The 13,885-nt window shown below is 59.7% G+C and carries 9 protein-coding genes; 2 read left to right on the top strand and 7 right to left on the bottom strand.

Annotated elements, in window-relative coordinates:
- The first annotated feature begins 112 nt into the window (after window positions 1-112).
- Complete coding sequence (locus Pan181_RS21560) at window positions 113-994, top strand: glycoside hydrolase family 16 protein (RefSeq protein ID WP_231943664.1); 882 nt, start codon at window positions 113-115, stop codon at window positions 992-994.
- A gap of 101 nt (window positions 995-1,095) precedes the next feature.
- Here Pan181_RS21560 and Pan181_RS21555 read toward each other — a convergent pair whose 3' ends face one another.
- The 7 genes from Pan181_RS21555 to Pan181_RS21525 form a co-directional block, all read right to left on the bottom strand.
- A complete protein-coding gene (locus Pan181_RS21555; RefSeq protein WP_197528576.1) occupies window positions 1,096-3,285 on the bottom strand; it encodes a TonB-dependent receptor plug domain-containing protein in 2,190 nt (729 codons plus the stop codon).
- Between the two features lie 325 nt (window positions 3,286-3,610).
- Window positions 3,611-4,423: an energy transducer TonB gene (locus Pan181_RS21550; protein ID WP_145249993.1), complete on the bottom strand. Its 813-nt coding sequence runs from the start codon at window positions 4,421-4,423 to the stop codon at window positions 3,611-3,613.
- Window positions 4,424-4,435: 12 nt separating this feature from the next.
- Window positions 4,436-4,639 carry a hemin uptake protein HemP gene (locus Pan181_RS21545; RefSeq protein WP_145249991.1) on the bottom strand — a complete coding sequence of 68 codons (204 nt, stop codon included), beginning with the start codon at window positions 4,637-4,639 and terminating at the stop codon, window positions 4,436-4,438.
- Between the two features lie 282 nt (window positions 4,640-4,921).
- Entirely contained in the window at window positions 4,922-6,694 is a 1,773-nt protein-coding gene (aspS, locus tag Pan181_RS21540; RefSeq protein ID WP_145249988.1) for an aspartate--tRNA ligase, read from the bottom strand.
- A 111-nt stretch (window positions 6,695-6,805) separates the two neighbouring features.
- Window positions 6,806-7,846, bottom strand: a complete 1,041-nt coding sequence (locus tag Pan181_RS21535) for an NAD-dependent epimerase/dehydratase family protein (RefSeq protein ID WP_145249985.1) — start codon at window positions 7,844-7,846, stop codon at window positions 6,806-6,808.
- A gap of 953 nt (window positions 7,847-8,799) precedes the next feature.
- Complete coding sequence (locus Pan181_RS21530; RefSeq protein ID WP_145249982.1) at window positions 8,800-9,333, bottom strand: REP-associated tyrosine transposase; 534 nt, start codon at window positions 9,331-9,333, stop codon at window positions 8,800-8,802.
- Between the two features lie 196 nt (window positions 9,334-9,529).
- Complete coding sequence (locus Pan181_RS21525; RefSeq protein WP_145249979.1) at window positions 9,530-11,218, bottom strand: fatty acid CoA ligase family protein; 1,689 nt, start codon at window positions 11,216-11,218, stop codon at window positions 9,530-9,532.
- A gap of 174 nt (window positions 11,219-11,392) precedes the next feature.
- Here Pan181_RS21525 and Pan181_RS21520 point away from each other — a divergent pair, with 174 nt between their 5' ends.
- Window positions 11,393-13,786 carry a COG1361 family protein gene (locus Pan181_RS21520; RefSeq protein WP_145249976.1) on the top strand — a complete coding sequence of 798 codons (2,394 nt, stop codon included), beginning with the start codon at window positions 11,393-11,395 and terminating at the stop codon, window positions 13,784-13,786.
- Window positions 13,787-13,885 lie beyond the last annotated feature (99 nt).

Raw genomic sequence — 13,885 nt, 5'->3', positions numbered from 1 at the left:
TGCGTCGCGACGCCTGAACCTCGTTTTGGCACGACTCCCCCAGGGTGCGATCGGTGCCAAATGGTCTATAATTGCAGATCCCCACCGCACATTCTCCCAGGAGTGGACCATCATGCCGAATCACCCCCCTGCCCTGCTGCTTAGCCTGATCGCCTGCCAGTTGCTGCTCTGCATGAACACGGGGTTTGCTGATCCGCCGGAGGGTTACGAGTTGGTGTGGGCCGACGAGTTCGACGTGGATGGCCCCGTGAACCCTGAAAACTGGACCTTCGAGAAGGGGTTTGTTCGCAACGAAGAATTGCAGTGGTACCAGCCCGAGAATGCTTTCTGCAAAGATGGCTTCCTGGTGATCGAAGGTCGTCGGGAGCGTCGCGACAACCCCAGCTACGATCCCAATGCCGGCCGGGGAGACTGGCGACGTAACCGCCAGTTCATCGAGTACACCTCGTCGAGCCTTAAGACTCAAGGGTTGCAGGAGTGGACCTACGGGCTGTTCGAGATCCGCGCCCGCATTGATGCCCGTGATGGTTTGTGGCCCGCCATTTGGATGCTTGGCGTCCGCGGCGGTTGGCCCCGCAACGGCGAGATCGACATCATGGAGTTCTACGACAACTCGATTCTTGCGAACACCTGCTGGCAGCATGGTCGCCGACGAGGGCAAGTATGGGACACTGGCAAGATACCGCTCAGTGAGTTCGGCGAAGGCTGGGCCGACGAGTTCCACGTATGGCGGATGCTGTGGACTGAAGAAGAGATCCGTTTATCGGTGGACGATCGTGTGCTAAACACCACCGACCTGGCGGAAGTTGATCGCACGAAAGGCGACTTTGCCAAGCCGTTCCGGCAACCGAATTACTTGCTGCTCAACCTGGCCATTGGTGGCAAGAACGGCGGCGATCCCAGCCAGACCGAGTTCCCTGGCACCTACCAGGTCGACTACGTTCGGATGTATCAAAAGCCAGCGAACGAAGAGACACCGTCGAAATCTCAATAGGTTAGGATCATGGCCCCTGTAAACAAAGCGAGACCGAGAACCCACCCGCGTTGGCAGATTCTCAGTCTCGTGTGAACCAACTTGAGTCGTTTGCCGCAGAGCTAACGGACCCAACTGTATCCGAACCGTGCGGTGAACCCGGTGCCATACACACCGGAGCCATGCACCAGATAATCTTTGTCGGTCAGGTTCTCAAGACTCAAGCTGAGCCGATGCTGGTTGTGGCGACCGTAAGAACGCCCCATCCGCACGTTTAGCGTAGCGTAGCCAGGGGTGCCGCCAGGGGGGATGCGTTCGTCGCTGAGATCCCGCACCGGATCGAGTCGATCTTGCTTATCGGCCATCCAAACATACGTTGTCACGTAGCTACGCAACTCGCGATCGCGCCAACGAAGCCCCAGGATACCCTGCTGCGGTGGAATGCGACTGAGCGGGGCGCCGGTCTCCTTGTTCTCGCCGTAGGTATACCAGTAGTTGCCGTAGAGACTCCACTGCCGATCGAGCAAGTATTCTCCGTCGAACTCGACGCCTTGAATCGAGGAGTCTTGATTGTCCTTGGTAAACTGGTTCGCTCCGGCCGTGATCGGCACGATGTTATCGTCGATCTGTGTCCAATAGACAAACGTCTGCGTACGAAGCTTCTCGTGGTCGGTCTTCATACCGATTTCGTAGGTCACCGAGTGCTCGGGAGTCAGGTCGAGGCTCGGCAAGTCGAATCCCGCCTGCAACACGTTCGGGTTATTGGCCATCAGGTCGTCCAAGTTCGGCGGGCGGAAGCCTTCGCTAATGTTGCCAACCAGGTGAATATCGCGGTCGACCTCGTACACCAAGCCCACATGAGCAACCCAGTCCTGGAAGTTCGGATTGATGAACATCGGCGTGGGAGTGCCAGCCACTTCGACGACTGGCGTGCCAGCCAGATCGGCCAGTTCGTACCGAACGCCGGTTTCGACGTCGAGACGATCGGTGAGAGCAAATCCCCAATTGAGGAACACGCCGAACCGTTCGTAGAAGGCATCGTCCGGCACAATCGGCCCCGTAGCCGCCCCGCCGTACGGCGAATCGACATCGTCGTGGTACCAATCGAAGCCAGCCGTCAGCTTACCAAAGCCTTCAGCCAGTTCCTTGGTCGAAACCGCGTTGATACCTACCGATTCGACATCGGTCTCCTGATAGCGGGTGGTTGGAACACCACGGGTTTGAACGTCGCGCTGGCGATGGTACGAAGTGGTGACCGTCAGGGCGTCGCTCCATGCGTTAGGATTCACCGCCTGGTAGCGTACGTATGCCAAGTCGCGTTGCTGGGGATCGAAGAACCGGGCTCCACTCAGCGTGTTGCTGTTGTTCAGGTCGCCCGGGTACCCAGGGAACCGATCGCTCCGCGGCAATCGTTCTTGCTCGAAGTGTTGCAACGATACGGTGAGCATCGAGTTGCGATCGAGCAAGTAGTTCATCTTCACATCGCCAGCGTACTGGTCGTAGTCGGTGCCCGGCTGGCGGCCGAAATCGAAACCGGTGTCCAGATCGTTCACGTTGTAGTAGCTACCTCCCGCGAACACGCCCATCGAGCCGCCCCAACCTTCCACGTTCATCCGGCTGTAGCTCGACGAATCGGCCGTGTTGTAGTACTGGTGAAACTCTCCGGTCGAATAGTCGCCGCAGCACATTCCGTACTGGCTATCGGGGCTGCGACTGACCACGTTGATGACGCCGCCGATGGCATCGGCTCCCCACAGCACGGAGCCTGCCCCGCGAACCACTTCCAGGTGATCGACCATGCCTGGATCGATGGTGTTGAAGTACTGGTTCGGGCCAAAGCGAGTAACCGAGTTGTTGAGCCGCACCCCGTCGACCAGGATAAGGACCTGCTGCCCGGTAAGACCACGAATGAATGGCGACGACTGCCCAGCAGCGGTCCGCTGCATCATTACTCCCACTTCGTTCTGCAAGGCGTGGAACATGTCGGTCGCCTGCTTCTCGGCCAGGATCTCGCGAGTCACGATGGTGCCGGCCGCGGAGGAGTCGAACAGGTTCCCCCCGCCACGCAGGATGCCGGTGTTCTCGTTGAACAACCCTGGCTGGCCAAACTCAAGCTGGCTCAGGTTGGGGTAGCTCCGCTCGGTGCCGAGCAAGGTGTTCGGCGGATTGTTTGCCGAGAATGGCTCGGCCAGGGGAGCTGTAGCCTGATGGCTCTCTGCAGCTTCCGACGACGCAGCATCGTCCACAGGTGGTTGCACCTGCACTTCGGGCAAGGTGGGCTCCTGCGTCGGAGCCAGGTCGTCCTGGGCCAAGACAGCAGTTGCACTACACAGCAACATCCCCAACAAGGTGAACCTTGCTCCCAGTGAGGTCCAATTAGGTTTATCCATACAAATCACGAGGCAATCCCTTTCGCCCGTTCCAGTGCAGGGGTCGTGGCACACCGCTAGACACTTCGACCTGCAACTGGCTTCCGGTTGCTTGATTGATCGGATCAATCATGCAAAACGCTCAAACCGAAACAACCGCGCCAGACGTACCTGGCCTAGTTTGCCTAACCGGAACCACCCGTTCTGTTGGTACGCATCTGTCGCCTGACGAACTCACAATCGCAGGCTTAGCGTGGGAATTGCCGCACTATTTGGGCAGGAAGCTAACCGGCAGAATGGCCGTCGATTCCACCGGTTCACCATCGCGCTGCGCGGGGTGGAAGGTCCATTGCTGCACTGCGTCGATCGCCGACTTGTCGAGCAGTTCATGACCGCTGCTGTCGACTACATCTACGAGGCTCACCGAGCCGTCGGCGGCGATATGCAGCCTCAGCGTCACGCGGCCCGACCAACCACTCTGAGCCGCTTCCTGTGGGTACTGCGGTACAGCTGAGGTCAGCAGCTTGGCAGGCACCTGATCGTCGAGTCCCACGCTTGCGGGCTCGGAGCTGACGCTCGCCGGGGTGGGGGTCGACGACTCGACCACGGCGCCCGGCGGGGTTGGAGTAGCAGGAGGTTCTGCCGGACTGACCACTGCTTCGGCGGGCAGCTCGATTTCCCACTCGGGAATTGGCTCCGGATCGGTCACCAGTTCGGTTGGTTCGACGAGCAGATCGGGTTCAATCTCCACTTCGACCATCGGGGCTTCGAGCTCCGGCGTTGGCAGTTGCTCCGTGAATTGGGCAGCCAGCACAAACCGTTCGCCCGACAGCGTTACCCGCTCTACTCGACTCGCAGGAAACGCCACCCAAACAGCAGCCAACGCGAGTAGATGCAAGCAAACAGAAGCACACCAGGCGGCAGACCACTGAGTTTGATTCGCTTGCGAGGCGTGCGGTTGGCTCTCGAACTGCGGTAGATCAATCTCGTCGGACGACGTGTCCGAAAGAGGAGAAGAGAGCGGGGCTTCGTAAGCAGGGGGCGCCTCGACGGTCGAGTTTTCGGCAATGAGCGTCAGCAACCCCAGCTTCCCCTATTTAGTCAGGTATAACCTTCCGCGCGACGTGGTTCGCAATCGATACATTTCGCCCAGATGTTCAATCCAAACTTCCCGACGACCTTTGAGCAACTCGCGAGACTGCAAAATCACGGCTCCCTCCGAAGAGTTCGCCTCGCAGGCTCCTCGAGTTCTTTCGACCGTGCCGACTGCCCCGCTCCGTTCAATCTGATTGTACATGATTTTCTCGACAATCCTTCGCTGGTGCTGGATAAGTTCTCAAACGATTGTCGTGTTCAATGCATACGCCATGCCGCTTTGCCGGGCGGGTGAAAAAGGCGGCAAAACGGGGACGATCGACAGATTCGCCTCGAATTCACCCCTCGGGAGTGTCGCGCAGACCGACACTCGGGTCGAAGGTTGTGACAGCGCAGCGGGTGCCAGCATGAGTCGCCCCGGCAGGTGACCAACCAGGTTGGCGCTGCCAGATACGATGGGTCGCCCTACGAGCGACGCGGTCGACTACAGGTCGAGCTTCACGCCCAGCTCCTTGAGCTGCTTGTTGTCGACCGAACCAGGGGCCTCGGTCATCAGATCGGTTGCCTTCTGCGTTTTGGGGAAGGCGATCACGTCGCGGATGTTGTCGAGCTTCGCGAACAACATCACCACCCGGTCGAGGCCGAGGGCCAGACCGCCGTGCGGCGGGGCGCCGAAGGCGAGTGCTTCGAGCAGGAAGCCAAAGCGGTCCTTGGCAGTCGCTTCGTCGATGCCGAGCAGGCCGAACACCTTGCTCTGCGTCGCCGCGTCGTGAATACGAATGGTACCGCCGCCGGCTTCGTAGCCATTGATCACCAAGTCGTACGCCTTAGCGCGGCACTTCTCGGGGTCGCTATCGAGCAACTCCACGTGCTCATCGAGCGGTGCGGTGAACGGGTGGTGCATCGCGTTCCACCGCTGCTCTTCGTCGTCGTACTCGAACATGGGGAATTCGACCACCCAGCTGAAGTGCATCGCGTTGGGGTCGTACAGTTTCATCTCGGCGCCGACCTTCGTGCGCAGGGCGTGCAACACCTTACAGGTGCTAAGCCAGTCGGCAGCAGAGAACAGAATCAGGTCGCCAGGCTCGGCGTCGAGTCGTTCGGCGAACTTCGCCAGCAGCTCTTCGCTAAAGAACTTGGCAATCGTGGAACCGAGCTTGCCATCGTCTTCGCAGCGGAACCAGGCGAGGCCCTTGGCTCCGTAGCCTTTGACGAACTCCGTAAGTCCATCGATGCCACGACGGCTATACGTGTCGGTTCCCTTCTTGGCGTTGATCGCACGTACGAACCCGCCACCTTCGACCACCGACTTGAACACACCGAAATCGCTCTCGGCAGCCAGGTCGGTGCAGTCGGCGATCTCCATACCGAACCGCAAGTCGGGAGCGTCGTGACCAAAACGCTTCATGGCTTCGTCATACGTCATCCGTGGTAGCGGAAGCTGGATGTCGAGGTCCAGCACATCTTTCGCCAGCTTTTGCATCAGGCCATCGATCATGCCGATCACGTCGTCGCCGTCGACGAAGCTCATCTCGAGGTCGACCTGCGTGAACTCCGGCTGACGATCCGCTCGCAAGTCTTCGTCGCGGAAACAGCGGGCGATCTGCACGTAGCGATCGTAACCTGCGATCATCAAAATCTGCTTGTACAACTGCGGCGACTGAGGCAGTGCGTAGAAGCTGCCATTGTGCACCCGGCTCGGCACCAGGTAGTCGCGGGCCCCTTCCGGCGTGCTCCGCCCGAGGATGGGGGTTTCGATATCGACAAAGTGGTTCTCTTCGAAGTAGTCGCGCATCCGCTTGGTTATCAAGTCGCGGAGCAGCATGGTGCGCTGCATCACCGGACGGCGCAAATCGAGGTAGCGATGCTTCAGTCGCAGGTCTTCGCCCGGTAGCTCGGTGACCTTCTCCGACGGGCTAACTGGCGGGGTCTTCGCCTTGTTCAGCAACTGCAGCCCAGTGGCCCGCAGTTCGATGTCGCCTGTCGCCAGGCGAGGGTTGTGTTGTCCGTCGGGGCGCGAGGCCACGGTGCCGGTGACTTGAATCACGTACTCCGCACGCAGCGTCTTGCTTTGCTCAATGAGATCCTCGGGCGTGTCGGGTGGGCTGAAGGCCACCTGAGTGATGCCGTACCGGTCGCGAAGGTCAACAAACAGACCGCCGCCGTGGTCGCGATAGCTATCCACCCAACCACAGAGGGTGACTTCTTGCGAAGCGTCAGAGGCACGGAGTTCGCCGCAGGTATGAGTACGTAGCATTGAGGTTTTGGGGATGCGGATTGCGGAATAAGTGACTTAGGGCGTTCTCGCACAGGCGAGGCCGAACTGGCGATTGTAATTGGCCAGCGGATAACGGGCTAGGCGACCATGCTAATTCGGCTGTGGCATGCCGCAAGCATCGCTCGACTGAATCCAGTCGCCGAGCCGCTGCATGCCTTCGGAGGTCGACACGGTCGGATCGTAGCCAAAATCCTGTCGAGCAGCCGAAATATCGTACCAATGGTGGGTCGAAAGCTGCAGAGCCAGGAATCGCATCATGCGGGGTTCCCGCTCGAACTGCCGGGTCGCCCAGTAACCGAACTCCATGGCCGCTCCCACCCAGTAAGCGGCTCGTCGCGAAACACTCTTCTCAACCGGCGGCAAATCGGCCAGGGCCAGGATCTCGTCCACCCAGTCCCAGCAATTCACCGGCTCGCCCTGACTCAAAAAGTAAGCCTTGCCGGCAACCGGGCTATCGGGCAGCGCCAGGGCGTCGGCCGCTTGCAGGTGGGCCTCCGCTGCATTCTCGACATAAATACAGTCGACCAGGTTCGTTCCTTTTCCCACCCGCCGAAGCTGCCCGGTGCGAGCCCGCTCGATGAGTCTGGCAGTAAGGTGGTGATCGCGAGGGCCCCACACCAGGTGAGGACGCAAAGCACACGTGCGTAGCACTCTGTCGCCAGCGACCGCTTCGCCATTGGCGGTGAGCACCATCTCTTCGGCAATGGCCTTGGAATGGGGATAGTGCGACAACCAGCGGACTGGATACGGGGTCGACTCGTCGACTCCCTGCTGATCGCGGCCCGCGAAGGCCACACTGGGACTACTGGTGAACACCAGTCGCTCGATGCCTTGCTGCTTGCAGGCAGCGAGCACGTTCATGGTGCCATGAATATTCGACCGGAAATAGTCGAACCATCGGCCCCAAACGCCCACCTTGCTGGCAACGTGAATCACGCAATCGATGCCCTCGCAGGCCTTGGTCACGTCGGCCAGGTTGCCCAGATCGCCGCGGTGCATCTCGACGCCGAGCGCGGATAGCTCGGGATACTCGCCGCGCGCGAATCCCCGCACCGAGTCGCCCCGGGCGAGTAGCTGTTCGACGATGTACCGCCCGAGGAAACCGCCAGGGCCGGTGACGAGGTAACGCATCAGGAAAATGGGCTGCCGGATATGGGGAGTAGCCGAGGACAGGGGAGCCGGCTGGAACAGGGTTGCAAAACGCTAATCTACGATAATTCAGGCCGCTTTGGTACGTGGCGGCCAAATGCCGAAAAATCGGCCCGAGCACAGGAAAATAAACAGATTGGAAGTTGCCGCTTGGCATCCGATATTCGCTCGTCCTTTCCTGCGGATCTCCAATCCGTCTTGGTCCGCCAGATCCCCGCAGGGGGCCAATCTTCCCTCTCTATGCGGATAGATTCCCACTGCTGGGCAAATAGATTCCCAATTTACCCACCGATGGGAAAATTGAATCTGCACGCACTCTGCAAAACCAGTGGTTTTCGCGCTGGAATAGATTCCCATTTCCCAAAACGCATCGAGTGGGAATCTATTTTTGCGATGGGAATCAATCGCAAGTCGTTTACCAGTAACTAGTTGCATCAACACCTCCGCGATAGTTGCCCAAAATAGATTCCCACCCATGGGAAACTATTTTGGAGAGGATTCAGGATTCAGGATTCGGGGGGCAGGGGGCAGGGAATGTCATCTTGAAGGAGCTTCCGGCGACTGAAAGATCTCGCTTACCGCTTACAGCCTAAAGCCTGCAGCTTTGACAACCGCGCAGCAGCCAGCGCCCAGGCAACCGAAATCGAGCTCGGAGAGCCCCCTACAGCACGCTTGCGTGGTAGATGGATTCAATCGATTTGATGTTCACTCGGTTACATAATTCCATCCTCCAACAACGAACCACTGACAACAAACAACGGACCAAAATAACCTATTCATTAGAACACCATTCGTGGCCAATTCCCAGCGAAAAGTGGTGAGAATTCAATTCGTCTTCCTCGTTCCCACGCTCCGCGTGGGAACGCACAGGAGACCGCTCCGCGGTCATTCCCCGGACAATCGCCATCAAGATTCAGTCAGAGACCGGAAAGCGACTACCACTCCCTGGTTACCTCCAGCACTCCAGGCATCCCCGCATAGTTCCGGGCACTCGAGTAGCGCCAGTGGACCGGGTCGTCGACGTAGCCGCGTTTCACAGGATTGCTGTGAATGTACTCGATCTTCTGCAGCATCATTTCGTCGCTCGTAATCTGTTTCGGCTTACTCCCTTCCTGCCACAGCTGATACTGGCGGTCATTCTTGTGAGCCTGTTTGCCGAATGCGAGTTGCTTCAAGAGTGTTTTGGCGTGGGCCCCCTTCAAAAGGTCGATTAACCTTCTAGCCGTGTACGACTTGAAGTCTCCCAGTTCCTTGGCCAATTGATCGCTCGAAGCAATGAAATGTAAATGATTCTCAAGCACGACAAAAGCAAAAAGAGTCATCCGGTTATTGGATTGCAAGTAGGCCCAGGAATCTAAAATCACCTGAACCGCTTCGGTGCGAGTGAACACGGGGAGCCAATCCACAACGGTGCATGTGAGAAAGTGCGGATATGCAGTATCGTGTATCTTGTAGCGAGTTCTTGCCACGGTTCGCCTATCCCCAGTCCACGATGCGAAGTCTCAAGTGGATGCCCATGATTGCCACCCACTGACCATTCTAATTGCCACCAGGCACTCCACAAAAAGTGTTGTGGAATAGGGGAGTACGTGATCTTCTATGACCGCGGAGCGGTCTACCATTGCGTTCCCACGCGGAGCGTGGGTACGAGGGAAGGGATAGACGCTAAGATTTGTTCAGCTGCTCCGTAGCCCAGATGGCTAGCTGTTCGCGATTGATCTTCGCGTTATGGCGGATGTCGGTGGGGAGACTTTTGGGATACAGAAGGAACTGCTCAACTGCCACGACTGCTGGCGAATCTGCGAAGTCCGATTTCAGCCAATCCCCTGCTAACGACGTGGGTCGCTGCGAACTTGGTGACACCTCATCTTGGCTGTCGACCTCGACCGTCACGCTTGGATTCGCTTCCCAGACGACGACTGGTGACTGCTGCGTTCGAGGACCAACGCCTACCAGCGCCGATCGTCGCACGGCCTCGTGCTCATTCACCACCTGCTCGACACACTCGGTGAACAGTGGGCCATGGCTCGTCTCTACCCGCTGGCTCTTCCGGCCGCAGTACCAGAAGCGATCTTGCTCGTCCAAGTACCCGACATCGCCCATGCGATGCCACACGGTTTGGCCGTCGCGAATCTTTGCGAGCTCGTTGTGTTTGCCACCCGCGGTTTCGAGGTACTGGCGACTCACCTGGGGACCGCAGACGATCAGCTCGCCGATCTCGCCAGTGGGTAGCGGCTCGGTGTCGTCGATCGTCGCGATCGGCTCGTCGGTGATCTTGATCACCCGCCAGGCGATGCTGTCGACCTTGGCGCCGACGCAAACGCCGGCCCCTTGTCGGGTTTTGGCTTGGGTCTCGTCGAGAATCTCGCGGGCTTCCATCGTCGAAACCGGCAAGCTCTCCGTGGCTCCGTAGGGAGTATGCAACTGTGCTTCGGGGTGGACGAACTCGAGTGTCCGCTCGATCACCTCGGCCGAAACCGGTGCTCCGCACGAGAACACCTGGCGGAGCGTCGGAATCTTCTCGCCCGACTGCTGACAGTGGCGGCTCAGTTTGTCCCACACCGCCGGCGAGGCAAACGACTGCGTCACCTGATGCTCATTCGCAGCGGCCAGCAATTTGTTCGGGTCCGCACTCGCGGGGCGGCTGAAGTCCATCTCGGGCAGCACGGTCGTAATGCCCAAGGCAACGTTGAACAACCCGAACAGCGGAAAACAGGCGAGGTCGGTTCCGCCTGCTTCGAGACCGTACATCCGCTGAATCTCGGTGAGCTGGGTCACAAACGTCTCGTGTCGGTAAACCACTCCCTTCGGTGGCCCGGTGCTGCCGCTAGTGAAGACGATTGCCGCGGGATGATCGGCCAGGGTTTCGGGCAGCACGACGTTCGACTTCCGCCCAAGCTCGGCGATGCTAGCAAGCGGCTTGCCCATGGGGAGCCAACTGGGGCCGACATTCACGTTCCACTTAGCCTTGGGAAACTGCTTTCGCTTGAGCCATCGCAAAGCGTGCCCAATCGGAATGGCGACAAAACCATCGGGCTCGGTCGACGCCAGGCAGCGAACAATGTTATTGCGGCCGAGCCCCGAGTCGACCAGCACCATGGTTGCTCCGCTCCGCAGCAGGGCAAACACCAAGGTCACGAACTCGATGCTCGGTTTGACGAGCAGCGTGATTCGCGATTGCGGCTCGATGCCAAATTCGATAAACCCACGTGCTAGCAGATCGGCGTTGCGGTCGAGCTCGGCAAACGTGATCGACCGCCGACGCCCCCAGGTTTCGACCAGTGCGGGTCGATCGGGCGCATGCTTCGCCGAGGCTTTCAGGTAGTTGGCGACGTTCACTCCAAGCGATTCCATCCCGCTATTCTCCCCGTTCAGGGGCCCGAATGCTAGCACGGGTGGACGAATCGATCTTTGAGGAATAGCGGGGTTCTGCTACTACGCTTCAAAACAAACTCCGCGCCCGAGGTGCAAGGCAGCCCCTTGGGTCATGTCGGTGAACCTGCTAGACCCCACGGATGGGAAATCGTCATGTCAAAACCGAAGAAACTTCGTCGTTTTGTATTACCCGCTTTTGTCGCAACTACACTTTTGGCCGCCGGGGCTGGTACGGGCCTATGGATGTTTCAATCCGATGGCGAATCGCTGAACCCCGACGTTCAGTCCGATCTGGAAAAGGGATTCGAATCGGCCGCAGCGAATAATACGCTCGGATCGACCGCCAAGACGCCCAGCGACAGCGATGATGAACTCGCGATGCAACCCGAGGGCGAAGCTCCGCCCACCTTGGATCTGGTTCCCGAGCTTCCGGCCGTGGAACCGCTGCCTTCGATCGAGCTGGCCAACAACGAAGCAACGATTTCCGACGAAATAACCGAAGAACCACGTGACGCCGGCGAAGTGCTGGCGCGGGGGCAGACTCCGTTTGCCGACTTGCCGCCGATCAGCCCGATCGGGGGCGACAATCCGCTCCGCACGAGCCTGCCAGCTTTGGGCGACGATGCCATTGAGTCGAGCGATAGCCCCGATGCGGCTGCGGCGTTTGCCGATGCCCCGGTTGAGATGCCCGAGCCAATGTCGATGCCGGAGCCGATGAGCATGCCGGAGCCGATGCAGTTGCCCCCGCAGCCCGAGGCTTCGCCGATGGTTGCCGAAGAGCCTGCGGCCGAACCGATCGACATGCAAGGTGGCAATCCGTTGCGTTCGGCACCGCTGCCCGCGATCGAAGAGGCTCCCCAAGCCCCCGCCCCGCAGCCGAATGGCTTTGACAACGCGGCCAGTGGATTCGGCAGTGCTCCCAATGGATTTGAGAATGCAGCCCCAGCGGCGATGCCGATGGCCGATTCCACGATGGAACCAGCTCCCTTCGAGCAGCCTGAGCCCGCTCAAATGGCCCCGGCCGCTTCGATGAACGCCTTTAGCCAACCCGCTCAACCCGCGCCTGCTCCTCAACTGGAGTCGACGGAGCCGTCGCGAATGGCTTCGCTCGAGCCGACTCCGTTGGCCAATCCCACCATGTCGACCTCCGGCACCGGTCGCCCCGGCGAGCGGGCCCTCGAAGGGGCTCAGCAGCCGTCGCTGATCTTGCAGAAGTTTGCCCCCGAGGAAGTTCAGGTCGGCAAGCCTTGCAAGTTTGTGATCAAGGTGCGCAACGTAGGCCAGCGTCCTGCGGCCGACGTCATGGTGGTGGACGAGATTCCGCTGGGTGCCCAGTTTATGGATGCTTCGCCGCAGGCCGAAGAAGCCGGCAGCAAGCTCGCCTGGCAGTTGGGCACGCTCTCGCCTGGCGAAGAGCGGACGCTCGACATCAAACTCATGCCGACCGAAGAAGGCGAAATCGGCTCGGTTGCTCAAGTTACTTTCTCGTCGCACGCATCGGCCAAGTCGGTTTGCACGCGTCCGCAACTTGCATTGCGAATGTCGGCTCCAGGCGAGGTGCTCATCGGCCGCCAGCAACGCATTGCGATCGAACTACACAACCCCGGCACCGGCGACGCCACCGGCGTGATGCTGCTGGAGAACGTGCCTGAGAACGTTCGCCATCAAGCCGGTCCGGCTCTCGAGTTCGAAGTCGGCACGCTTCGCGCCGGCGAGACTCGCCGAATGGAGTTGGTGCTCACCGCCGAAAAGGCGGGCCATGTCGCCAACCTGCTGACCGCTCGCGCGGATGGCAATCTGCAGGTGCAGCAGCAGGTCGACTTCGAAGTGATCTCCCCTGCCCTGGCCGTTGCCCTGAATGGCCCGCAGCGTCGCTACCTGGAACGCCCCGCAACCTACACGGTTAGCATCGACAACCCCGGCACCGCTCCGGCGAAGGACGTGCAACTGGTCACCAAACTGCCCCGCGGCATGAAGTTCGTGCGGGCCAACAACCTGGGCGAGTACGACTCCACGACGCACAGCGTCTACTGGTCGCTGGCCGAATTGCCCGAAGGACAAAAAGGCTCGGTGGAACTCGTCGCCATGCCGATTCAGTCGGGCGACCATACGATCGAAGTCGAAGGTCGCGCCCGCGAAGGGCTGGAAGATCGCACCTCGCAAGCGGTGCGAGTCGAGGGCCTGGCTGCCATCATGTTCGAAGTACGGGACGCGCAAGACCCGATCGAAGTCGGCGGAACCACCAGCTACGAAATCCGCGTGGTGAACCAAGGTTCGAAGGCGGCTACCAACGTGCAGGTGTTCGCCCAGGTTCCTCCCGGCATGGCAGTCACCAACGCTCAAGGCGAGACCCGCTCGGCGGTTCGCCCTGAAGGGGTGGTGTTTGAACCGGTCGCCCAACTCGCTCCGAAGGCCGAAGCGACTTTCCGCATCGACGTGCAAGGCGTTCGCCCTGGCGATCAACGCCTGGCGGTGGAAGTTCGCACCGACGACATCCCGCAGCCGATTCGTAAAGAAGAGAGCACTCGGGTGTTTGGCGACGAATAAAAAACAGGCATCCCGTCCTTCCCCCTGTTGAGGGGAAGGACCAGGATACCTGGCTGCGGTGAAGATTGGTCCCTCTGATCAGCAAAGTGCTAGTGGGCA

This window comes from Aeoliella mucimassa (assembly GCF_007748035.1).
Classification (GTDB): domain Bacteria; phylum Planctomycetota; class Planctomycetia; order Pirellulales; family Lacipirellulaceae; genus Aeoliella; species Aeoliella mucimassa.
This window is presented reverse-complemented; position numbering and strand designations above follow the sequence as displayed.